Raw genomic sequence first — 23,432 nt, 5'->3', positions numbered from 1 at the left:
GCCCTTTCCGAGGCCCCCAAAACAAAACGTTTTTATACAGCGAAAAAGCCACTCCCGAAGGAGTGGCTTAATTCTTTTCCGTTAGACGTTTCGGATTACTTAACCGTAACACTCTTGACCACAGTGCCCTGCTTTACCAGGTAGACGCCTGCATGGAAACGAGCCTTGAGTGCAGCCTTGAGACCGGCAGCCATCAGGCGAACCTGATGAATAGATTCGATATCGGAAGCGCTGGATTCCGGATTCAGAGCAGAGTCGCTGGATTCAATAACTTCTTACTCTTGCAGCGACTTTGACATCTAAAAAAGGTTTAACGCCGTACATTACAAATAGCCGTAAGTTTTTCGCTTACGAATAATGAAGATAGCCGCCATAATAATGGTGGCTATTTCTGCACCCCAAATAGCAAACCAAATACCGTCAATTCCGAAAAGGAGCGGCAGCAACAGCACCGACACCAATTCAAAAACAATGGAACGGCTAGTGGAAATGGTGGCAGAAATTAGGCCATTGTTCAGAGCGGTAAATAAAGATGACGCAAAGATGTTGAAGCCAGAAAGAAGGAAACAGAAACTGATAATGCGGAAGGCATAGACCGTCATATTATAGAGATCTACGTCGTAGCCTACAAAAACTTTCGAAAGCAGGGACGCGGAAGTCTCCGCCAAGCCAAACATGGCAAGACCAGAGACACCAATAATCACAAAGCAGCGTTTGAACAGGTTTTTCAATTCGTCCTTATTGCGGGCACCGAAATGGTACGAAATGACGGGAGCGATTCCATTACTGAAGCCGATGAACAGCGCAAAGAATACGAAGGTGATGTACATGATGACACTAAAAGCAGCCACACCGTTTTCGCCTGCGAAACGCAACAGCTGATAATCATAAAGCAAAGTCACGATGGAAGAGGAAATCCCGGACAGCAATTCGGAACTTCCATTGAAAGTCGCCTTGATCAAAGCGTGAGGCATCCAACGAGTTTTACCCAGGCGCAAAGTGCTGGAATTCTTGCGGGCGAAATAGACCAGAGGAATAATGCCACCTATGAGGAAACCCACATCCGTAGCCACAGAAGCGCCAAACAAGCCCCAGCCCAGGATGCCCACCAAAAGCCAGTCCAGGAACATGTTGGCAACGCCGGCACCAAGAGTCACATAAAAACACAACTGCGGTTTTTCCGCCGTAATGAACAAGGTCTGGAACATCATCTGCATAATGAAAGGCACAAGTCCCAGTAGAACAATGTGACCGTACAAAATACAGTCTGACAACAGGCCGCCTTCGGCTCCCAACATCTTCATCAAAGGTTCCATCAAGAACCAAGTGATAACCGTCAGAAGTACGCCCAGCCCCATGGCCGCATACACAATCAGTGAGAAATATTCATTGGCACGTTTCAAGCGACCGCGACCTTGGGCAGCCGCAATCAAGGCACTACCGCCAATACCGAACATCAGGCCCAGGGTTCCTAGGATCATAATCACGGGCCAGGCCATGTTCACCGCCGCCAGGGACTGTGCCCCCGCAAAGTTGGAAACGAAGTAGCCGTCCACAACACTATAGATGGACGTGAACACCATGGCTGCGATAGAGGGCAGGGTAAACCGCAGAAGCCTAGAATAATTGAAATGGTCAGAAAGTTGGATGGGCATGACTACCTATTAAACAGCAAACTGATCAAGAATAGTTCCCACATAGGTCTGGTAAGGAATGCCAAGGGCGGCGGCCTTTTTCTTCAAACCTTCTACGGTCTTGATTTTCAAACGGAAGGAATAAACTTTCTTTTGCTGTTTTTCATATTCTCTTATGGCCTTGCGTGCACGTTCCAAAGCTTGGTCAACGGACTCGCCAGGTTCGCCAGCAGGGATTACAATACCTTCGCCCACCCCCACTTCATTTTCTATCTCTTCCAATTCTTCCTTAGTATGCCAATCCTCTACCAAGGTAAAATCGTCATTTATCCTTCTAATCACTTTCAATTTCCGACGCATGAGCTCTCCTTACTGTTACCATAGTATACAAATCACTTTCGGTAACCACAGTCCACCATTTTCCATCAACAAAGCCCGTCACCAAATAACGATTCTGTCGTTGAGGCGATGGTTTCAACCAGTATCGTCCTTTCAAAAGCTGCCCCAGCATTTCTACTGTGAAGCCTCTTTTTTTCATCTGATCGGCCGCATGGTCCGTAATATTCACACACGCCCCCGATCAGAATTTAATATACAAAACGTATTACACTTTGTAAATACACTCATTTTCACAGGTCATTTTTTGTCAGCATAAAAAAAGACCACCTCCGCCACAAGGCAGGAAAGTGATCTAATAAATTATGTTGCATTCGCTAATGCAAGCGAGAATATACAAAAGTTCAATGAGAACTCGACACAAAAGAGATTAAATTTTGAATTATGCAACTGGCAAACGTTCAACGCTACTTTTTTGCACTCCTGTTGGCAAGCGCTAACTTTTTTGCGTGTTCATCAGACAGTCCAGCAGGTACTGACAACAATGCTCCCGAATCAAGTTCCGTGAGTGGCGTTCTGGCAAGTTCCGCAGATGTAGCGCAGGTAAGCTCCGGTGACGCAACGCCGGCAAGTTCTGCCGTGGAGAATCCGTTAAGTTTCGCCGCGGTACCTTCTAGCAGTTCCCAGAATGTCATTCCGAGCGTAGTCGAGGAATCTAGTAGCAGCAACGAGTCTATTTCTAGTAGCTCTGTTGCAGACGTTGCGCAGTCAAGTTCCGCAGACGACCCTGCCAGCAGCGAATCCGCAGGACTCCCCACAGACACCCCCGCCGACCCCACAGCCTTCTGGTCCGACGAATTTAACGGCACCGCCCTGGACCTTACCAAATGGACCTACGAAACAGGAAATTCCGGCTGGGGCAATAACGAACTCCAATACTACACCGACCGTACCGAAAACACCTACGTGATGGACGGCATCCTCCACATTGCCGCCAAGAAGGAAGACTTCGGAACCGCCAAGTACACCTCCGCCCGAATCATTACCAAGGGCAAGTTCGAATTTACCTACGGCACCATCGAGGCCCGCATCGCCCTGCCCTCCGGCAAGGGAATCTGGCCCGCCTTCTGGATGCTAGGCAAGAACATTGATCAGGTCAGCTGGCCCACCTGCGGCGAAATCGACATTATTGAAGCTGTCAACGACGAAAGCGTAGTCTATGGCACCCACCACTGGGCCCACGAAGGTCAACACGCCGAATACGGCAACAACACCAAGGAATACTACGGTACCTCCTACCCCATGGACATCACCCAGTTCCACAACTACAAAATGACCTGGGACAAGAGCGCCATCACCATGTACGTGGACGATTTCAAGTACCAGGAAATCGGGATTGAGGACGCCGCCGGCGAAATGGGAACCTTCCACAAGGACTTTTTCTTCATCCTAAACGTGGCTGTTGGCGGTACCTGGCCGGGCTTCGAAATCGACGACTCTCAATTCCCCAACGAAATGCTGGTGGACTACATTAGAGTGTATAAAAAATAATTTTTTTGACCCCCTTGTTTTCCTACCTTTTTATTGGTAGTTTTATACATGTCCAATCGACGGTCCAGGATGGCAACCTGACTCCGCCAAGTTTAGGGCCTAGGTCATGTTGACCAGGGCGTTCGACAGAGGCAAAGATGGACATCAGAATCCTGCCGCAGCCTAACGATGTAACCTGCGGCCCCACGAGCCTTCATGCGGTTTACGCGCATCTTGGCTTAAACGTTCCCCTCCAACAACTCATCTCAGAAATTGAATCTCTTGAAGAAGGCGGCACCCTCGGGGTGTTCTTGGGCATAGACGCTTTAAAAAGAGGATTCAATGCCACCATCTACTCTTACAATCTCAAGATTTTCGATCCCAGCTGGAGCGACTTGAAAATGCCGGAACTGCGCGAAAGACTTTGCGCGCTGCACAAGGCAAAACACGCCCCCAAGCTGAAGAAGGCCATCGAAGCCTACATCCGCTTCATTGACCTTGGAGGAACCATCGCAACCGCCGATTTGCGGGCTAGCATGTTCGAGAAATTCTTTAAGAAGGGCACCCCTGTCCTTTGCGGTCTCTCGGCCACCTATCTCTACAGATGCAAGCGGGAATACACCGACGAAAACGATCGTTCCGTCTCTGACGATATCAAGGGTGACCCCTGCGGACACTTCGTGGTACTCTACGGCCTAGACGAAAAGAAAAACTTTCTGGTGGCAGACCCGGATTGCACAAATCCCCTTTGCAAAGGACCTTACTACAAGGTGGATAAGTTCAGATTGATCCACAGCATTTTACTTGGCGTCATGACCTACGACGGCAACGTTCTTGTAGTAGAAAAGAAGTAGGGAAAAACTTCAACAGAAGACAATCATGAAAAAAATCATCGTGGTGAATAACCCGAAGAACTGGAAACTGAACGTTCCAGGAATTGAAATCGTATCCGCACAGGATTACCTGATCTCCCACAAATACACCGGCGAAAAGAATACCCGCGTATTCAACCTCTGCCGCGATTACAGTTACCAGAGCAAGGGCTACTACGTATCCCTTTTGGCAGAAGCCCGCGGACACAAGGTAATTCCTTGCGTCAAGAACATTCGCGACTTCAAGACCACTGCGGTCATCAAACATATCTCCGACGAAATCGACAACCTGATTCAAAAAAGTCTTCACAAGCTGACCGGCACGGAATTCGTACTGAGCATTTATTTCGGTCAGAATGTCAGCCCCCAATATTTAGAACTCTCCCAGGAACTTTACCGCCTTTTCCAGGCACCCCTGCTTCGCGCAAAGTTCATTTTCAAGCAGAAATGGTTTATCCAGAGTATCCGCCCCATTTGCGTCGACGAAATTCCCGAAACCCATATGGAAATGGTGAACAAGTTCGCCCAGGAATACTTCGAAAAGAACCGCTACGTGGCAAGCAAGGAAGAGGATTACCTTTACGACCTGGCCATCCTCACCAACCCCGATGAAAAGGAACCTCCCAGCAACGCGCAGGCCATCCAGAATTTCATCAAGGCTGCCGAAGAAACAGGTTTCCGCGTAGAACTGATTACCAAGAAGGACTACGCCCGAGTAGGCGAATTTGACGCCTTGTTCATCCGCGAAACTACAAACGTCAATCATTACACTTACAGTTTCGCCCGCCGCGCCCAATCTCTGGGCATTGCCGTCATCGACGATCCGGACAGTATCCTCCGCTGTTCCAACAAGGTCTACCTGCAGGAACTGATGCAGGCGGCCAAAATCCATACCCCCAGAACCATCATCGCCCATTCCGAAAACCGCCATACTTTGGCCAAGGAAATCGGGTTCCCTATGGTGCTCAAGTCCCCGGATTCCAGTTTCTCCTTAGGCGTCAAGAAAGTCTCCAACAAGGAAGAACTGGAAAAGACTCTGGACCAGATGTTCGAACATAGCGACCTGCTTATCGCCCAGGAATTCACCCCCACGGAATTTGACTGGCGCATTGGCGTTCTGGACGGAAAGCCCCTTTACGCTTGCAAGTACTATATGGCCAAGGACCATTGGCAGATTTACAACTGGGCCAGCGAAGACAAGGACGAAATCTGCGGCATGTTCGATTGCCTCCCCATCGAAAGCGTGCCCCATGGCGTTGTGAAAACCGCCCTAAAGATTTGCAGCATGATCGGAAACGGATTGTACGGTGTAGATCTTAAGGAATGGAACGGCCACCCCATCGTGGTGGAAGTCAATGACAACCCCAGCATTGACGCCGGCATCGAAGACCAAGTGGGTAAAAAGAAAATCTATTCAGCCATTATGCGATCTTTGCGTCACCGAATTGAAGACCGCCTGAATGCAGCACAACAAAAGATCCTTCAACACGAAAGAGAGTTTTACCTGTAGGAATAAGGGTGCACTGAATACGTCATCCTGAATGGAGCGCAGCGAAATGAAGGATCCAGTGAAATGCTTTATGGATTCTTCGGCATTGCGCTCAGAATGACGAGTGGAGAATAATTATGAACGCATACAAACTTTGGCAAAAATACGGCATCGAGATGGAATACATGATCGTTGACCGTGACAATCTCAATGTTCTCCCTCGTGCTGATGTGCCCCTGGGTCATGACAAGAACGGCGAACAACTTTCCGACGTGGAGCACGGCCCCATTGGCCTTTCCAACGAACTGGTTAGCCATGTTCTGGAACTGAAATGCGCCGAACCGGTGGACCACCTAAAGAATCTGGGAGCCACCTTCCACAAGGAAATCCTCCTTGCCAACGAAAAGCTGAAATCCATAAACGCCATGCTCCTGCCTAGCGCAGCCCACCCCTTTATGGATCCGGCAGAAATGCAGTTGTGGCCCTATGACTGCAACGAAATCTACGAGACCTATGACCGCATTTTCAACTGCAAGGGTCACGGCTGGGCAAACCTGCAGAGCACCCACATCAACCTGAGCTTCAATGGTGACGAAGAATTTGGAAAACTGCACGCCGCTATTCGCGCGCTGTTGCCCCTGATTCCCGCCATCGCCGCCTCCAGCCCCTTCCTGGATGGGAAATACTGCGGTTTCCTGGACGGCCGTATTGAAACCTACCGCCACAATCAGGATAGAGTCCCTAGCATTGCAGGGCTCGTGATTCCGGAAGCCGTCTTTACCTACGAAGACTATAACAAGCAGATTTTCGAGAAGGTAAAGAAGGACATCGCCCCCCACGATCCGGAACACCTGCTGAACCATTTCTTCCTAAACAGTCGCGGAGCCATCGCCCGCTTTGACCGTGGTGCGGTGGAAATCCGCCTGGTGGATATTCAGGAATGCCCCAATGCAGACATCGCCATCGCCGAATGGGAAGTGGCAGTCTTGAAGGGCCTTACTGAAGGTGCCTTCAACGGCATCGATTCCAGCTGCGCCCTGAAACGCGTGAAGGCATTGGAAACGGAAGCCTTGGCAAAGATCCTGATGGACACCACCCGCTTTGCAGAAAAGACCATCATCCGCGACAGAAACTTCCTGATTACCTTCGGCATTGAAGCTAGCGAAATCACTGCCGGCGAACTGATCAAGAAAATCACATCAAAGGTCCAGTCCAAGATTTCCGCACACTCACAGGAACTGCTCCTCAAGATGTTCCAGCGCGGAACACTTGCAAGCGCCCTTGTAAAGAACGTTGGAGCAAACCCAGGTCGCGATGACTTTGTATGCGAATACGGTCGCCTGGCAAACTGCCTTGCCGAAAACACCCTTTACGGAGTAGAAGAGTAATCACTCAATTTGCGCGAAAGCGCGAGACATTTATGTTCAACGATTTCAAACTCCTCCTCTCCTGCGAACATGCCCATAACGCTGTTCCCGCCTTCGCCAGGAACCTGAACATTCCTTGCGAAATTTTGGAATCTCATCGGGGTTACGACTATGGTGTTTATGACATCTATAAACGTCTTGTCAAACAGGAAAAGCCCGATTTCTACTGCGCTGGAAAATACAGCAGACTTTTTATCGACCTGAATCGAAGCCTATGGAACCATAGCGTGTTCAGCGAATTCTGGGATTCCATCAAGGACAATCAGGGGGACGCAAAATATTTCGCCCTAAGAAAGAGAGCCTTCGCCTACTATCTGGGTTACCGCAATGCCGTAGAAGAATACGTCAGCACCACCGCAGCAACAACACCCGTTCTACATCTGGCGATCCACAGTTTTACGCCGGTACTGAACGGCAAGGAACGGGACGCCGACATCGGCATTCTCTTTGACCCGAGCCGTCCCCAAGAAAACATGATTGCAAACGTAATCATCAGCGAAATTCACGCTAGGGCCCCGGAACTGAAAGTTCGTAAAAACTTTCCCTACCAAGGAAAATCCGACGGACTCTGCACCGCCTTTCGCAAGCTGACACCCCATTACGCAGGCTTTGAGATAGAGTTTAACCAAAAACTGTTTGGGTGAGTTGCTAATTCTCCTCAATACAGCCCCCAAAAAGTAGAATTGTCCAAAGACAACGGTTTTTGAACGCTTCCTAGACTTTTTCATCGTATTTTTCCTGAAAAACATTAGATTTACAGCTGGTGTTAAAAAGGGATTGTTTGTATGAAAAATTTTCTAAGCTCAGCTCTGATTTTGTCCTTCGGGATCTCCGCAGCATCTGCCGCTGAATCTCTGTTGGCATTCCCCTCTGCCGAGGGATTTGGCCGCTTCACTTTGGGCGTTCGCGCCGCCAGCGCTCCTGAAGTTTATCACGTCACCAACTTAGACGACTCCGGCACAGGCTCCTTGAGAGACGCCGTCAGCAAGGACGGTCGCATTGTGGTCTTCGACGTCAGTGGCATTATCAAGCTGAAGAGTACCTTGGTTTTCAAGGGCAACTCCATCATTGCCGGGCAAACGGCCCCAGGGGATGGCGTTGTGGTTTACGGCGATCGCGTTTCCTTTTCTGGCGCCAAGAACTTGATTATTCGCCACATGCGTTTCCGCATGGGTAAAAGTGCGCCTAGCGGCAAGAAGGATGCCGCCGGTGTGGCTAACGGCACCGATATGATTTTTGACCATCTGTCCATTAGCTGGGGCCGCGATGAAACCTTCTCCATTAGCTGGGACAACAAGGGTAGCAAACCCGCAAACATTACCATCCAGAATTCCATTATCGGCCAAGGACTGCACGACCATTCCTGCGGAGGCCTGATACAAACTGATGGCGGTGTAACCTTATTCCGCAATTTGTACATTGATAACAAGACTCGTAACCCGAAGGTGAAGGGTCTGAACCAGTTTGTAAACAACGTGGTTTACAACTGGGGCGGTGGCGGCGGCTACATTATGGGTGATTCCGAAGGGAACTCCTGGGCCGCAGTAGAAAACAACTACTTTATTGGCGGCCCCAATTCCAGCGGCACATCCGCCTTTACCCGCGGCACACAAACGTTCCAGATTTACCAGAAGGGCAACTATATCGACGCCGATGGAAATGGACAGCTGGGCGGATCCCTGGCGACCACAGAATCCGACGGATCTTTCTACGGGTCTAAAACGGTAGCATCGCACGATAGTTTCGAAAACTTGCCCGTAGCCTTTGCAGCCATCACCCAGCAAACATCCGCCAAGGAAGCCTACGACATTATCGTGAAAGAAGTAGGAGCCTCTTACCCCGCACGCGATGACGTTGACAAATACATGATTGACGAATTGACTTCTCTGGGGAAAAAGGGTGCTATCATTTCTGACGAAGCAAGCTTAAGCCTCGCCAATGTGGTTGGCAACTTTAAAGACGGCACCAAGACCGACACCGACAAGGATGGCATTCCCGATGAATGGGAAGAGAAAATGGGTTTGAATAAGAACGATCCCAGCGACGCCTTGAAAAAGGATGCATCCGGCTACCTGAATATGGAAATCTACCTGAACGGATTAGTGGACGGATACACAAAACCCGTTGAGGATGACTCCACCAAGGTCCCCGATATTGAAACGCCCGCGGATAGTACCGAAATAGGGGAAATTCCTGCTGACAGTTCTGAAGTAGAAAAGAATCCTGCAGACAGTACGGACCCCACTGCAATAGCAAAGGATATGCAAATCGCCCGTAAGAGCGGTATGGCCACCGTCCACGTTTTCAATCCCATGGGACAAAGAATCGCCATCCGCCAAGTCTATATAGAAGAAGGCAAAAAGATTTCAATCCCAGGAACGCCTCGAAACAGCATCTACGTGGTGAAGTAATCTGAACTTCAGAACACGAAAGAAGAATCCCAAATTTTGGGATTCTTTTTCGCATTGGATAGTTCCCTGGATTTTCTATTCAGGACTTTAGCAACACTATCGTCAGTCACATTGTAATCCTTGCGCCATTTTTCAAGTTCCTCAAGAAACGACTTTTCATGTTCGTTCTTCACACCCCCTCCTTCACAAGAATTTCTAGAAACTCCCGAGGAGTTACAACAAAAGAAACTCCTGGAAAATGTTTGGTATTCCCCATTACAAGCGACGCGTCCTTGTCACGGCAAGCAAGAGCAACATCATAGAACACAATGTCCTTGGGATCGGGAAGTACAACTCCGCTTTCTGGAGCATCAACGTTTATACAAAGGCTTTTGATATTTTCCAAAGTTTCGCAAACCGCTTTTTCGTCAAGCTCAAACTTAGGTCTAGAAAGGACTTCTTTGTATTCCGCAAGAATAGCGTCATTAACAAGCAATTGCACTTTCCCAGCAAAAAGTTCGTGCATCACCAACATCACAGGAGACAAAGGATTCTTCGTCAACAAAGATGACACAATGACGTTAGTGTCAATAACAGCGTACACCACGAGCTCCTCCGCCGTTGTTACTTTCCCGCGCGGTAGGCTGAAATTTCTGCTTCGATTTCTTCTTCACTCATCCCTGCGGCAGGGCCTTGCTGGGCCTGATTGCGCAACTCCATAAACGCATTCCAACCTTTATTGGCAGAGTAAGTAGCGCGAGGTTCGCGAACTTCAAAGGGAATCGCCTTTTCAGCCACAGCTCGCTTTAAGAAAACGCGGATTGCAGTGGGAAGGTCCATCCCCATCTTGTCAAAAAGATCCGCGGCCTCGTTCTTGAGGTCTTCATCCATACGAATCTGTAGCACAGTAGTTGCCATAAACGCCTCGCATTACAAGTTCAATACATTACAAAAATATGCAAGGCGAGCGAAGCACCCAAATGTTCACATTTGGGTATTTCCGAGCCGAAGCAATTTTATCAAAATATAATACAAACCATTACACAAAGTAAGGTTTGTGTATTTTCAATCATCCGTTCTGACATTGATTATTGTGGAAATATCAAATTTAACTTGAAATTTCCACAATGTATTAGTTATATTCTAGGCATGGTTTCTAGGAAAATTGAAGAAAAAATTCTTTCAGAAGGAATAAAATACCCAGTCATAACGATTGTCGGGCCAAGGCAATCCGGCAAAACTACTTTGGCAAAAAAACTGTTTCCTAATTACAAGTATGTAAACTTGGAACAACGAGATTTGAGAGATTTTGCCCACAGAGACCCCAAGGGATTTTTGGCATCCCATAAGCCCCCCATCATCCTAGACGAAATCCAGAATTGTCCGGAACTGCTGAGCCAGGTACAAGTGGAGGTAGATCGAACAGGACTGGACGCACAGTTTGTAATCACGGGTAGCCAGCAGCTCTTATTGAGCCAAGCGATTTCCCAGAGCCTCGCCGGACGAACAAGCATCTTTACTCTGCTGCCTTATTCCATTTCTGAAATTTCAAACTACAACAAAGAGTTTTCTCGGGGCGAATTCATTTTAAACGGAGGCATGCCACGCCTCTACGAAAAAAATCTTGAAGCAGAGAGTTACTATCGCGACTATATCCAAACATACATTGAACGAGATGTCCGAACCTTAATTAATGTCAAGGATCTTCGCAAGTTTGAGCTGTTTCTCACATTACTGGCAGGCAGAGTTGGGCAAATTATCAATTACTCCAGCTTGGCAGGCGATGTCGGCGTAAGTTCTACAACTCTCAAGGAATGGCTTTCCGTTTTGGTAGCAAGCCACATTGTATTTACATTGCAGCCGTGGTTTGGCAATGTTACCAAGCGCTTGACAAAATCGCCAAAGGTATTCTTTGTAGATACGGGTATTCCGTGTTCGCTGCTCTCCCTGACAAATGCAGAACGTGTTGAAAAAGATGGCTTATTCGGCAACCTGTTTGAAAACATGGTTATACTCGAAGCCATGAAGGCTCGACTGAATGCTGGCAAAAAAACTGACCTTTACTTTTTACGAACAGAATCAGGCATTGAAATCGACTTGCTTGATGTTAGAGGCGGATCCGTCGTTCCGTACGAAATCAAAGCCAGCGATTCCATTGTGCAGGAATTTTTCAAGAACTTCACCAAAGCCGAAAGCTTTGTCCCAAATTTTGAAGGAAAACAAGGCGGCCTGATTTATTCCGGTGACGAAATGGATTCTTACATGGAGCACAGAATTTTCAACTACAAGAAGTTGGATACTGTGTTTTGATTTTTGGTACGGAAATCGCTACAATTTCAAAAATTGCCAGTTCGCCCCCACACATCATCCCCAAATTTTTGAAACCTTTTTGATATTAGGCAGTTTGAGGTTTGTTATTCAAAATCTTGATGACTCCATCGTCAACCACATCGAAATCACGACGCCATTCTTTCAGTTCATCTGCAAAAGATTTTCCAAGAAAAGCGTTAATCAAGGCCCCCTCCTAAAACCCAAGTTCCATTTGAGCATTCACAGACATGATATTTTGATCTTTTGTGGTTATTTTAGCCGACAAAATCTTAATTCCTTACATTTACTTACTAAAGGTAAGACAATCTGTCACGGGAAACAAGGGGGGGGGCAACGATGCTTCCTTGATATTCGCCGCCGAAGCCCTAGCTTTTTTTACTATATTATGGAATGACGTGGCACTTTAAATGCAGTGCTGCAACGTATAGGCCCGTAAGGGAATTCTATAAAGTCGGGGTTCGAAAGGACTTGGGCGGCTGGTTTTTTGACGAGTTTCCCCTGAAAAACTCGTTTTTTTATTTTATGTCATCTAAGATTTATCCGGGCATCAAAATAGCCCATATAAAACTGAATACCGGCACGAAGAAGCCCTCCTGGTCACCATTTCTGATGACCGGGAGGGCATGTTCTTATTTCAGTTTTGATTTTATTTCTGTTTTAACTTTATCAAGGTCGCAACATGTCAGTATCGGAATCAGACTGTTAATTTCTTCAATGGTTTTATCCCACCATTTCCATTCAAGCAACAGATGAATCAATTCATCATCAAATCTCTTACGTATAGGTTTCGCCGGATTTCCTGCAACAATCGTATAAGGTTCCACATTGCTTCCAACTACGCTCTTTGCGCCGATGATGGCACCATCACCGATATGTACTCCCGGAAGGATGGTCGCATCCTGCCCGATCCAGACATCATTCCCTATAACAGTATCTCCCTTAAACGGCATATCATTCGGATTTGGAGCCTCCATGTCCCAGCCTTCAAGTGTATAAAACGGAAAAGTAGATATCGCACTCATCTGGTGGTTTGCGTCATTCATCATAAACTCTGCACCTGATGCAATTTGGCAGAACTTGCCGATAATCAGTTTGTCTCTACTCCACGGGTAGAAGTTCGTCACATGACTCTCAAATTCAGAATCAGCAATATAAGAAAACTCGCCAACAATAATATTCGGATTCTTAATTGTTGGTCTCACATATATTTCTTTCTCATAACCGGCGATAGGATGCACGGTATTCGGATTTGGCTCTTTTCCGTTTTTCATTACGCATTCCTCACAAAAAACAATTACAGGACAAGCCCATCTTGATCTTTATGTCTTTTTCTCTGTTTTATTAAAAAGGTTGCTATTTGATCATTTCCTTCCAAAACAGATTAATTCAAAGCATTTAAGAAATCGTCAAACTTCACCTCTTCACGCAATTCCAGAGACTCTTTACCTTTCCCAATATTGCGATCAATCCAAAAGCCCGTCGGAATCATCATCCCAATATTATAACCCGTTTTTAAAGTCCATTGAATAAACTTGTCCGAGCTGATAATTTCTTCCAAAATCATTTTATAAGCACCTAGTTAGGGTTTGTCTTAAAAAAAATAAATTTTGGTGTCTTTTGGTATAATTTGGCGCTCCATTGGGGGGCGCCTTTTTCGTGCCTAATTTAGGGGGAATGAATGAATTGGCCCTCAACAGTCCCCACGACATTTTCCTGCAGGGAGACAGCATTGAGAATACGCTATCTTCCAAATAGATCCGAATGGGAGCCTGTTGCGGTCGCGGATAACACCAGCTGGTTTTCAATGATTTGATACATCAACAGCCAATCGGGTTCTATATGGCATTCACGAAAATCTTTCAAGGATCCTGTCAACTGATGGTCGCGATTTGACTCCGGCAGAGTTTCTCCTGCAGCTAACTTATTTAGTACAGCTACCAGTTTGCCCATGTCCTTGCCTCGTTTTTTCATCAGTTTGGCGTCATGTTTCATGCGGTTCGTATAGACGATGCTGTACACTAATCCTCCAGCATCGACGCAACGGCCTCCTCGGCGGTTGCGAACGGTCCATGAAGATTTTCACCATTTCGACTATCGGCAACAGCTCGCTCCAAGGAAAGGTCCGGCTTGTGGCGGACCTCAAACGGAATACCGTTGTACTCTACAGCGAACTTCAAAAAAACGCGGATCGCGGTGGATGTATCCATCCCCAAAGACTGGAAAAGCTTATCAGACTTTTCCTTCAGTTCGTCATCCACGCGCAGTTGCAAAGTAGCCATAGAAATATCCTTTATTTTTGTTCTACGGCTTAAAACTACATTATTCGTCATTACAAATCAATCCCTTATCATTACAATTCATTCCGACATAACAAAAAAAAGCCGCATTTCCATAAAAATCCCATAAGGAATCATGTAGAAAATACGGCTTGTTACAGAACAGTTCTGCAACCATCGCATGTCAGTGGAAAAAATACAAAAAAAACTCGCAAAAACACACATTCTCCACCCTCTTTTTCACTCATAATTCATAATTCCTACTTGGCTCTCTTCGAGTGCATTTAGCACAGTTCAGTCATATCAACCAAACAAAATCGTTTGCCACGACGCTCTCCAAATTCTATGTTTGGCCGCACCGTCAGATGTCGTATTTCTGCGGAACCGGGCAAGAACTGCCCAAAAAAGGAAATTATTATGTCTCAAATCAACCTCACCATGCCCGATGGCAGCGTACGTACCGTTGAATCTGGCACCACCGGCCTCGAAGTAGCAAAGAGCATTTCTGAAGGCCTCGCACGCAAGGCTCTCGGTGTAAAGCTGGGCGACAAGGTCCTGGACCTCTCCCGCCCCCTGACCGAAGATGGCGCTTTCAAGATCATCACTCCGAACAATGACGATCCGGATTGCTTGATGCTGCTCCGCCACTCCTGCAGCCATGTGATGGCAGAAGCCATCTGCGACCTGTTCCCCGGCACCAAGCTGGCTTACGGTCCCGCAGTTGAAAAGGGTTTCTACTACGATTTGATGACACCCACACCGCTTCAGCAGTCTGATTTCGAAAAGATCGAAAAGCGCATGAAGGAAATCATCAAGGAAGACCGCCCGTTCACTCGCGTGGTTGTTTCTGGTGAAGAAGGCCTGAAGCGCACCGCTGGCGACAAGTACAAGACCGACAACGCTGAACGCGCTCTGGCTCGCGAAGGCGCCGACGGCACCCTGAGTTTCTATGCTAACGGCGAACCGGGCAAGAACTGGGAAGATCTCTGTGCAGGTCCCCACGTTCCCAGCACTGGCAAGCTGAAGTCCTTCAAGCTGCTCTCTCTCGCAGGAGCATACTGGCACGGCGACCAGAACAGCGACCAGCTGACCCGCGTGTACGGCACCTGCTTTGCCGACAAGGAAGGTCTGGAAACTTATTTGAAGTTCCTTGAAGAAGCTGAAAAGCGCGACCACCGCCGCATCGGTAAGGAAATGGACCTCTACCACATTGAAGACCATTCTCCTGGCATGGTGTTCTGGCACCCCAACGGCACCAAGATGGTGAACGCCCTCAAGGACTACATCCGTGGCAAGATCGACCGTCGCGGTTACCTGGAAGTGATTACTCCGGAAATCGTGAACAAGACTTTGTGGATTAAGTCCGGCCACGCCGACAAGTACAACGAAAACATGTTCAAGACCATGGCTGGCGACGTTGAAATGGCTGTGAAGCCCATGAACTGCCCCTGCCACATTCAGATCTTCAACACCGGTCTCCGCAGCTGGCGCGACCTCCCCATGCGTCTTGCAGAATTCGGTAAGTGCCACCGTTACGAACCGGCCGGTACCATGCACGGTTTGATGCGTGTTCGCGGCTTCGTTCAGGATGACGCTCATATTTTCTGTACCGAAGAACAGATCGCTTCCGAAGTGGCAGACTTCTGCGCTCTCGTGAAGGAAATCTACCACGACTTCGGTTTCGATTCCATCGTGGTGAAGTTCTCCACCCGTCCGGAACGCCGCGTGGGTTCTGACGAACTTTGGGACAAGGCAGAAGCTGCTCTTGAAGAAGCAACAAAGCTTGCCGGCCTTGACTACATCTTGAACCCGGGCGAAGGCGCCTTCTACGGCCCGAAGCTTGAATTCACCTTGAAGGACTCTCTCGGCCGTGATTGGCAGTGCGGTACCATCCAGGTGGACTTCAACCTGCCCCAGCGCCTCGGTGCAGAATATGTGGGTAAGGACAACCAGAAGCACATCCCCGTTATGCTGCACCGCGCAGCCGTGGGTTCCATCGAACGCTTCCTGGGCATCCTCATCGAAGAATTCATGGGCGATTTCCCGCTGTGGCTCGCTCCGGTCCAGGCACGCGTCCTCCCCATTTCTGAAAAGTTCGCTGAATACGCCCACAAGGTGGAACGCGAACTGGTGAACGCCGGCGTCCGCTGCGACATCGACGAATCCAACGAAAAGCTTGGCTACAAGTTCCGTCAGTGCGAACTCCAGAAGGTTCCGTACAAGATCATCGTTGGCGAAAAGGAAATGGCCGAAGGCAAGGTTTCCGTCAACAAGCGTAAGGAAGGCGATAAGGGCGCTATGACCGTCGCTGAGTTCCTCGCTATGACCGAAGACGACCGCAAGGTTGTTCGCTAATCAACGCAAGTGAAAGCCGCGGCATCCGTCGCGACTCTGACATTAAAAAGTCCTCGAGGTTACGCCTCGGGGACTTTTTGCATTTCATTAACTACCTTTACCCTTCGTCAATCATGTTAGCAGGTTTTCATTCAGAAATTCCAAACAGGGCTTAGCTTAAACAAAATCAAGAGCTATATCAGAGAGTCAATTTTAGACTATTGCGAAGATATTCAGGAGAGATACGAATCAAGTCTCTCCGAAAAAAAATAATGTCAATGTTTCCACCAATGGTTCTTGTACCATAGACACGCTCTACTCCTCCAACAGACAAATGCAATTGAACTATTCGGAATCCTGCTTTTAATTTTTGACATTACAGGCGTTTATTATATTTCGGTCAAAGGTATTTTTATGGACGTCTATATTTTTCAGCATGTGGAATACGAAGGCCCGGGAGCCATTCTCCCCTATTTGCAGGCCAAGGGTCATAAAGTTCATGTAGTCCGTCTCTACGCCGGTGACAGGATTCCCCACGAAGACGAAGTGGATTTCGCCATCATGATGGGCGGTCCCATGAGCGTCCTGGACGAAGCCGACTATCCTTATTTCGTTCGTGAAAAGGAACTGTGTCGCGACATGGTTCAGTTGGGCAAGCCCATTCTCGGCATCTGTCTGGGCGCACAGATGATTGCCAGCGCTTTCGGTGCCGCCATCCGCAGAAGCCCCGAAAAGGAAATCGGTTGGTTCCCCGTGGAATGGGAAAACGGAATGTCCGAATCTATGACAGCATTCCATTGGCATGGCGAAACGTTTGACATTCCCAAACAGGCCGTAGCCTTGGCCCGTAGCGAAGCATGCCCCCGTCAGGCATTCCGCCTGGGCAGCGCATTGGCATTGCAGTTCCATCTGGAAACCACCTTGGAATCTATGGAAAGCATGTTGAAAAACGGGGCCGAAGAAATTGAATCGGCATCCGGTTGCAAGTACGTTCAGAGCATCGAGGACATCCGAAAAACATGCGCCGAAAACATCGGCAAGAACAACGACACCCTGGTAAAGATCCTGGATTTTATGTTGGCCAAAAAGTAATCGCAACAGGATACGGAGTTTTAGAATGAGTAACATCATCAAAGTGGTTAGCAAGCAGCACAACAGCAAGATGTGCATGATGTGCGGACTGGACAACGAATACGGGGTCCGCGCTCCGTTCTACAATATGGAAGACGGAAGCGTCATGAGTCTGTTCCAGTATCGCGAACAGCATCAGAGTTATCCCGGTCGCGTTCATGGAGGCCTCATTACCGCCATGCTAGACGAAATGGGACTTCGCGCAGTGTGGGCCAAGGAAGGCGGCGACGAATCTATCTGGGGCGTCACCATGTCCCTTGAAACCAAGTACCGCAAACCCGTTCCCTATGGCGAACAGTTGATCGGCCGCGGCGAAATCGTAAAGATCACTCCCCGATTCTTTATCACCCACGCCAGCATCATGGATATGAGCGGAACCGTCCTTGCCGATGGCGACATCAACTACATCCATCTGGACATGAGCAAGATTGCAGAAGGCGTCACCATGCACGAAGAAATGCCTTACCTCATCGAGGATGGTGTAAAGGAAATTTCTTTCTAATAGAGTGCGGTTATCGCCGTGCATTAGAAATAGTATAGGCGGGCACAGCTCGCCTTTTTCTATATGGCACTCTTCCAGTGCATATAGTGCGGCTAGGTCATGCCAGAAAATAAATTTTCTGTCGCGACACTCGCCTTTTTCTATATTTTGAGCCGTCGGGACATGCCGCGAACCAAGGAGTTTTTATGTCTTTCGTCCAGGAACTGAAAAACAAGATTTTGAATGATGGTTACGTTACCACCCGTGAAGATGCCATCAAGCTACTTGACGCTGACCTGGAAGAATTGACCGCCGCTGCCAACGAAATCCGCGAAAAACTCCACGGCAACGATTTCGACTTCTGCTCCATCGTCAACGCCCGCAGCGGTCGCTGTTCCGAAAACTGCAAGTACTGCGCACAGTCCAGCTACTACCACACCGGTGCTCCGGAATACAAGTTGCTCAGCGCCGACGAAATCGTAGCCGACGCAAAGAAGAAGGAAGCCGCAGGCATCCCCCGCTATTCTATCGTCACCTCCGGCAGAACTCTCACCAAGAATGACGTAGAACAGATTTGCGAAACCATTCGTCGCCTCAAGAAAGAAACCAGGCTTAGCGTTTGCCTCAGCAGCGGTCTTCTGAACCGCGAGCAGTTTGATCAATTGAAGGCAGCGGGCCTTTCCCGTTTCCATAATAATCTGGAAACTTACCGCCGTCATTTCCCTGACGTTTGCACCACCCACACTTACGATGACAAAATCGGAGTGTTGCAGAATGCCGTAGCCGCAGGCCTTGAAATTTGCAGCGGCGGAATCATGGGCCTTGGCGAAACCATGGAAGACCGCATCGACATGTGCATCGACATCCGCGAACTGGGTGCCAAGTCCACTCCCATCAACGTGTTGAACGCCATTCCGGGAACTCCTTTCGAAAATCTGCCCAAGATGACCAACGACGAATTCTGCAGAATCGTCGCCATCTATCGCTTTATCAATCCCAAGGCATATTTGCGTTTGGCAGGTGGCCGCGGCGTTCTAGGCGATTACGGTACAAAGGCATTCAAGAGCGGAGCCAACGCCACCATCACCGACGACATGCTGACCACCGCCGGAGTCAACAGCGCCACCGATTTCGAATTGGTAAAGAGCCTCGGATTCGAACCTCACGGATTCCTGGACTAGCGAAAAATATTTAGATTTCGCTTGATGGCTCTCCTGAGAAATATTCTATTTCTTGCTTTAACCCTGGCATTCCTTTCGGCTTGCTCCTTTCCTGTTCGTACTGGATACGATCGGCGGATTGGAGGCTACAAGCCCGCTAGAACAGCGCAGGCTCAGCAGCCAGCCCCACAGACCACCTCTGAACCTGCAGCTGTCGCAACAGCAGCAACAACTCCCCAAGACACGGTAAAACCGCCTCGTCAGAATTCCTCGGCCAAGGCCCACGCCGCCATCAACAAGAAAGAAGTAGCACGCGCCACCCCCAAGAAGGCAACCTCCCTAGAAGGGGTCATCAAGCCCTGGTTGGGAACCCGCTACAAACTGGGCGGCACCAGCAAATCGGGCATCGACTGTTCCGGCTACGTCATGGTCATCTACAAGGAGCTTTACGGCATCGCCCTCAAACATAACGCCGAAGGCATCTACAAGGATGAACGCGGCAAGAAGGTGAGCCGCGGCGACCTGAAGGAAGGAGACCTGGTCTTCTTCGGAGACTTCTGGGGCATCAGCCACATCGGCATCTACATGAGCGGCGACCGGTTTACCCACGCCAGCACCAGCAAGGGCGTAATGATCAGCCCCATGAACGACAAATACTGGAGTCCCAAGTACAAGGGAGCCAAGCGTTTTAAATAGGGGGTTCGCAACAGGAACCGCAAATTTTCTAACTTAACGTCATGAAGAAAATTGCATTCCAAGGCCGCAAGGGCGCATACAGCGATTGCGCAGCCCACTACCTTTTTGGCGAAGACATCGAAACTTTGCCCATGGACACTTTCGAAGAAATTTACCAGGCCATTGAAACTGGTGAAGCCGACGGCGGTGCAATCCCTATCGAAAATTCTACGGCAGGTTCCATCGAAGCGAACTACGACCTGCTTTACAAGTGGCGTCACCGCATCGTTGGCGAAGTCATGCTCCGCATCGAGCACACCCTTTGCGTTATGCCCGGCGTAAAAGTTGAAGACTTGAAGCGCGTCTACAGCCACCCCCAGGCTCTGGCCCAGTGCTCACACTTCTTTGCAGAAAACCCCCAGATCAAGGCAATCCCTGCATTCGATACCGCAGGTTCTGCCGAAGAACTGGCCGCCCGCGGTAACCGCGACGAAGGCGCCATCGCCAGCGCATACGCCGCCAAGATTTACAATCTGGACATTCTGAAGGCTGGCCTCGAAAACCTGAAGGGAACCAACTTCACCCGCTTCTACGCTATCCAGAAAACTCCCGCAGACTTCACCGAAAGCGAGAACGCCAAGACCACCATCCTTTTCGAACTGGCCGACGACAAGGCCGTAGGCGCCCTCTACAACGCCCTGGGCTGTTTCGCCAAGCGAGGTCTGAACTTGACCCGTTGCGAAAGCCGCCCCCACCCCGATAAACCCTGGGGTTACATCTTCCACGTTTCCTTTGAAGCAAACATCAAGGACGAGAACGCTCAGGCCGCCTTGGCAGAACTCAAAAACTACACCAGCTTCGTGTACATCCTTGGCACCTTCAAGAAAGGCGTCGTTGAAACGCTTAAGTTCTAATTACGAATTACAAATTACGAGGTACGAGATTAATAATCGCGCCGTAGGCGCCAAACTAAATCTCATAATTTATAATTCATAAATCATAATTGAAAAAGGATTTTTCTATGGCATACGAACGCACCGACAGAAAGTTTGACGAATACAGAAACCTGAAAATGACCACCGGCTTTATCAGTTCCGCCGACGGTTCCGTCCTTATCGAAATGGGTCGCACCCGCGTGATCTGCAACGCCACCCTGCTCCCCAAGGTTCCGGATTGGCTGGCTGGCCGCGGCACTGGCTGGATTACCGCAGAATACAGCTTGCTGCCTCAGAGTACCGGCAAGCGCGTCGAACGCGAACGTAAAGGTGCCAGCGGACGCACCCAGGAAATCCAGCGCCTCGTAGGTCGTTCCCTCCGCGGAGCCGCAAACCTGGCCGCCCTTGGCGAAAACGCCATCGTGATTGACTGTGACGTCATCGAAGCCGACGGCGGCACCCGTACCGCAAGCATTATCGGCGGATTTGTAGCCCTGGCCATCGCCCTGAAGAAAATCAAGGAACGTCTGGGCCTCACCGAACAGATCCTCCAGCACGCCATTACCGCCATCTCCGTAGGCGTCGTAAACGGCAAGCCCCTCTGCGACCTCTGCTATGTAGAAGACTCCGCAGCCGACGTCGACATGAACGTGGTGATGCAGGATGCCAAGAACTTCATCGAAGTCCAGGGCACCGGCGAACACGCCAGCTTCGATCGCGCCATGCTGAACACCCTCCTTGACCTGGGCGAAAACGCCTGCAAGGACATCTATAAAAAGCAGATGGAACTGATTGGCGGTGAACTGCCGTAATTATTCAGCGACTTTGACAGCTTCCACTCGATAGACTGCGAAAGATCCACCACTACCCGAGCTTCCGTCAAACTTGATTCTAACGGACGCCAAAGATTCTTCCACGTTTTCGTCGGAAGGTTCTTTTGAATCGGGTTTGGTAAAATCACTCCACAAAGCACATTTACGGACAATTTCAGAAGAGCTTTCAAAAACCGCCTCAGGCAATTGGAAGCTCATCGCTTCCGCCTTTTCTAATCCCGGGTCCAGAACGATAGCTCCGCTCATGTCGGACTTGTACACGACGCACACGCCATCCCATTTGGGAGTCACATCAACAGGCCTAGCCGTCGCAATTAAATCAGAAGATCCCTTCACGTCAAAGACAACCCCCACAAACGGTGGTTTTCCTTTAGCCACATCGCCAAATTCAATCGTACCACAAATACCCAGACATTCTTCGATGACTTCATCTAAAGATCCCGAATCAAAGCCGCCTCCTAACGAGACCGGCCACGTAATCGTAGAAGAACCTTCATAAACATGATCATCAAAAGCATACCAGGGAGCTCCGTATTCATCCATTTCCCAAAATTCTGTTTTTACCTCATAACTTATTGATCCATCCCATAACTCCACCAAATCATTTGTATCAATCGTCCGTTTCGCAGGAGTGATCAACGTATCCGCACTAGATTCCGACGACGTAGTTGAATCCGCAGACGAGGTTGTGTCCGCTGACGAACTTGATTCCGCCGAAGAGGTCGATTCCGCCGAACTAGTTTCCGCTGATGAGTCAATCTCTCCGGAGCTGGACTCCGCCGAAGACGCTATTTCTCCCGAGCTAGATTCCGACGACGTAATAAGCAACGTATCTCCACCAGAAGAATCTACAGGAACATTTACAGAATCATCCACTGGTGAATCTGCTAGAGAATCTGCTGGAGGGTCATCAATTTTTTCTTCTTGAGTCTCCTTGAAACTACCGACCACCAGGGCCCCCAGCTTCCGGATGTTAAAATAGCCACTCATCCCAGGAGACCCCTCAAAGTAGAACGAAAGGGAAACCAGACGTTTCACTGCTTCAAGACCCGGAATTTTTCCGGACTTTTTCGGTTTGAATTTTTCCCAGCCAACACAACGAACTTCGACCGAATCGCCAGACGTCTTTTTATACAAGGCCGTCGGAGAATCCTCAACGACAACACCTGTCGAATCCATTGATTCCAGGTCGACGCGAACATCCAGGCCAGAAGCATATTCCACGCACAACTGTCCCCAAGACGAAACATCCGCCAAAACCAGCGTATCATTCCGTTCCTTGGAAAGATCCAGATTAAACCCAACGGAAGCCACCTTGTCAGACGAGCTCTTTCCAAGAACAACCGTTCCGCAGAAACCGCCACATTTCTTTTGAGCCGATTTCAGCCAAGTCCTTGAAAAGACTTTATCACCGTCAACGTCCCATTTAATTTCAGACCCTTCACCACCATCCAACATAGACCATGTTCCGGGTACGTCCACCACGTTTACATCTTCAATGTGGACCACTTCAACAGAAGCATTGTTTTCTTCGGTGGATCCTTCGTCAAAAACCATGTGGCGGTCCGATCCGCAACCACCCAGTAAAAGCGCGTTAG

General features: G+C 48.9%; 25 protein-coding genes. 14 read left to right on the top strand and 11 right to left on the bottom strand.

Translation table 11 applies throughout. The features are described from left to right. Positions 1-323: 323 nt before the first annotated feature. From BUB38_RS08690 to BUB38_RS16045, 3 genes are read right to left on the bottom strand one after another with little or no spacing between them, the layout of a single operon-like run. The gene (locus BUB38_RS08690) at positions 324-1,655 is read right to left on the bottom strand and encodes an MATE family efflux transporter (protein ID WP_073159615.1); all 1,332 of its coding nucleotides are present in this window, start codon (positions 1,653-1,655) and stop codon (positions 324-326) included. Between the two features lie 9 nt (positions 1,656-1,664). Further along, positions 1,665-1,976: a hypothetical protein gene (locus tag BUB38_RS08685; protein ID WP_139258354.1), complete on the bottom strand. Its 312-nt coding sequence runs from the start codon at positions 1,974-1,976 to the stop codon at positions 1,665-1,667. Next, a complete protein-coding gene (locus BUB38_RS16045) occupies positions 1,969-2,202 on the bottom strand; it encodes a DUF4258 domain-containing protein (RefSeq protein ID WP_139258352.1) in 234 nt (77 codons plus the stop codon). Before BUB38_RS16045 ends, BUB38_RS08685 begins: the two co-directional genes overlap by 8 nt. 212 nt (positions 2,203-2,414) lie before the next feature. Between BUB38_RS16045 and BUB38_RS08680 the strand changes: the two genes are divergently transcribed. The 6 genes from BUB38_RS08680 (at position 2,415) to BUB38_RS08655 (ending at position 9,699) form a co-directional block, all read left to right on the top strand. After that, the gene (locus BUB38_RS08680; protein WP_083542046.1) at positions 2,415-3,521 is read left to right on the top strand and encodes a glycoside hydrolase family 16 protein; all 1,107 of its coding nucleotides are present in this window, start codon (positions 2,415-2,417) and stop codon (positions 3,519-3,521) included. A gap of 137 nt (positions 3,522-3,658) precedes the next feature. Then, positions 3,659-4,354, top strand: coding sequence for a cysteine peptidase family C39 domain-containing protein (locus BUB38_RS08675; protein WP_073159611.1), 696 nt, complete (start codon positions 3,659-3,661; stop codon positions 4,352-4,354). A 25-nt stretch (positions 4,355-4,379) separates the two neighbouring features. Further along, on the top strand, positions 4,380-5,882 hold the full coding sequence (locus tag BUB38_RS08670; protein ID WP_073159609.1) for a RimK family protein: 1,503 nt from the start codon (positions 4,380-4,382) through the stop codon (positions 5,880-5,882). Between the two features lie 116 nt (positions 5,883-5,998). Next, the gene (locus tag BUB38_RS08665) at positions 5,999-7,249 is read left to right on the top strand and encodes a glutamate-cysteine ligase family protein (RefSeq protein WP_073159607.1); all 1,251 of its coding nucleotides are present in this window, start codon (positions 5,999-6,001) and stop codon (positions 7,247-7,249) included. A gap of 32 nt (positions 7,250-7,281) precedes the next feature. Then, positions 7,282-7,932, top strand: coding sequence for an N-formylglutamate amidohydrolase (locus BUB38_RS08660; RefSeq protein ID WP_073159605.1), 651 nt, complete (start codon positions 7,282-7,284; stop codon positions 7,930-7,932). A gap of 141 nt (positions 7,933-8,073) precedes the next feature. Continuing rightward, positions 8,074-9,699 (top strand): pectate lyase family protein, encoded by a 1,626-nt coding sequence (locus tag BUB38_RS08655; protein ID WP_139258350.1) that lies wholly within the window; start codon positions 8,074-8,076, stop codon positions 9,697-9,699. 8 nt (positions 9,700-9,707) lie between these two features. Here BUB38_RS08655 and BUB38_RS16330 read toward each other — a convergent pair whose 3' ends face one another. Genes BUB38_RS16330 through BUB38_RS08645 form a run of 3 tightly spaced genes read right to left on the bottom strand, consistent with a single transcriptional unit; the run spans position 9,708 to position 10,596 of the window. Next, a complete protein-coding gene (locus BUB38_RS16330) occupies positions 9,708-9,872 on the bottom strand; it encodes a hypothetical protein (protein ID WP_158236684.1) in 165 nt (54 codons plus the stop codon). Beyond that, positions 9,869-10,282 carry a putative toxin-antitoxin system toxin component, PIN family gene (locus tag BUB38_RS08650; protein WP_249269455.1) on the bottom strand — a complete coding sequence of 138 codons (414 nt, stop codon included), beginning with the start codon at positions 10,280-10,282 and terminating at the stop codon, positions 9,869-9,871. Before BUB38_RS08650 ends, BUB38_RS16330 begins: the two co-directional genes overlap by 4 nt. A gap of 20 nt (positions 10,283-10,302) precedes the next feature. After that, positions 10,303-10,596: a type II toxin-antitoxin system RelB/DinJ family antitoxin gene (locus tag BUB38_RS08645; protein ID WP_073159599.1), complete on the bottom strand. Its 294-nt coding sequence runs from the start codon at positions 10,594-10,596 to the stop codon at positions 10,303-10,305. Between the two features lie 72 nt (positions 10,597-10,668). Here BUB38_RS08645 and BUB38_RS08640 point away from each other — a divergent pair, with 72 nt between their 5' ends. Continuing rightward, complete coding sequence (locus tag BUB38_RS08640) at positions 10,669-11,988, top strand: ATP-binding protein (protein ID WP_139258348.1); 1,320 nt, start codon at positions 10,669-10,671, stop codon at positions 11,986-11,988. Positions 11,989-12,638: 650 nt separating this feature from the next. Here BUB38_RS08640 and BUB38_RS08635 read toward each other — a convergent pair. The 4 genes from BUB38_RS08635 to BUB38_RS08625 all read right to left on the bottom strand — a co-directional run bounded on the left by BUB38_RS08635 (position 12,639) and on the right by BUB38_RS08625 (position 14,288). Then, positions 12,639-13,280: a CatB-related O-acetyltransferase gene (locus tag BUB38_RS08635; RefSeq protein ID WP_073159596.1), complete on the bottom strand. Its 642-nt coding sequence runs from the start codon at positions 13,278-13,280 to the stop codon at positions 12,639-12,641. 110 nt (positions 13,281-13,390) lie between these two features. After that, positions 13,391-13,573, bottom strand: coding sequence for a hypothetical protein (locus BUB38_RS16040; protein ID WP_088665864.1), 183 nt, complete (start codon positions 13,571-13,573; stop codon positions 13,391-13,393). Between the two features lie 176 nt (positions 13,574-13,749). Beyond that, complete coding sequence (locus BUB38_RS08630) at positions 13,750-14,028, bottom strand: type II toxin-antitoxin system YafQ family toxin (RefSeq protein WP_073159594.1); 279 nt, start codon at positions 14,026-14,028, stop codon at positions 13,750-13,752. Further along, positions 14,028-14,288 (bottom strand): type II toxin-antitoxin system RelB/DinJ family antitoxin, encoded by a 261-nt coding sequence (locus BUB38_RS08625; RefSeq protein WP_073159591.1) that lies wholly within the window; start codon positions 14,286-14,288, stop codon positions 14,028-14,030. Before BUB38_RS08625 ends, BUB38_RS08630 begins: the two co-directional genes overlap by 1 nt. A 414-nt stretch (positions 14,289-14,702) precedes the next feature. Here BUB38_RS08625 and thrS point away from each other — a divergent pair, with 414 nt between their 5' ends. The 7 genes from thrS to rph all read left to right on the top strand — a co-directional run bounded on the left by thrS (position 14,703) and on the right by rph (position 21,813). Next, positions 14,703-16,640, top strand: a complete 1,938-nt coding sequence (gene thrS, locus BUB38_RS08620) for a threonine--tRNA ligase (RefSeq protein WP_073159676.1) — start codon at positions 14,703-14,705, stop codon at positions 16,638-16,640. A gap of 393 nt (positions 16,641-17,033) precedes the next feature. Then, positions 17,034-17,711 carry a type 1 glutamine amidotransferase gene (locus BUB38_RS08615; protein WP_073159588.1) on the top strand — a complete coding sequence of 226 codons (678 nt, stop codon included), beginning with the start codon at positions 17,034-17,036 and terminating at the stop codon, positions 17,709-17,711. Between the two features lie 25 nt (positions 17,712-17,736). Beyond that, on the top strand, positions 17,737-18,252 hold the full coding sequence (locus BUB38_RS08610; protein WP_073159585.1) for a PaaI family thioesterase: 516 nt from the start codon (positions 17,737-17,739) through the stop codon (positions 18,250-18,252). 185 nt (positions 18,253-18,437) lie between these two features. Continuing rightward, positions 18,438-19,412: a biotin synthase BioB gene (gene bioB / locus BUB38_RS08605; RefSeq protein ID WP_073159583.1), complete on the top strand. Its 975-nt coding sequence runs from the start codon at positions 18,438-18,440 to the stop codon at positions 19,410-19,412. Positions 19,413-19,436: 24 nt separating this feature from the next. After that, positions 19,437-20,087, top strand: a complete 651-nt coding sequence (locus BUB38_RS08600; protein ID WP_073159581.1) for a C40 family peptidase — start codon at positions 19,437-19,439, stop codon at positions 20,085-20,087. Between the two features lie 41 nt (positions 20,088-20,128). Continuing rightward, positions 20,129-20,980 (top strand): prephenate dehydratase, encoded by an 852-nt coding sequence (locus BUB38_RS08595; protein WP_073159579.1) that lies wholly within the window; start codon positions 20,129-20,131, stop codon positions 20,978-20,980. Positions 20,981-21,087: 107 nt separating this feature from the next. Continuing rightward, complete coding sequence (rph, locus tag BUB38_RS08590; RefSeq protein ID WP_073159577.1) at positions 21,088-21,813, top strand: ribonuclease PH; 726 nt, start codon at positions 21,088-21,090, stop codon at positions 21,811-21,813. On the opposite strand, the gene BUB38_RS08585 is transcribed toward rph, so the two are convergent. Further along, positions 21,814-23,391, bottom strand: a complete 1,578-nt coding sequence (locus BUB38_RS08585) for a hypothetical protein (protein ID WP_139258346.1) — start codon at positions 23,389-23,391, stop codon at positions 21,814-21,816. Positions 23,392-23,432 lie beyond the last annotated feature (41 nt).

Source organism: Fibrobacter sp. UWH5 (genome assembly GCF_900142505.1).
Taxonomy (GTDB): domain Bacteria; phylum Fibrobacterota; class Fibrobacteria; order Fibrobacterales; family Fibrobacteraceae; genus Fibrobacter.
The sequence above is the reverse complement of the archived record's forward strand: the minus strand, read 5'-3'. Positions and strand labels throughout refer to the sequence as shown.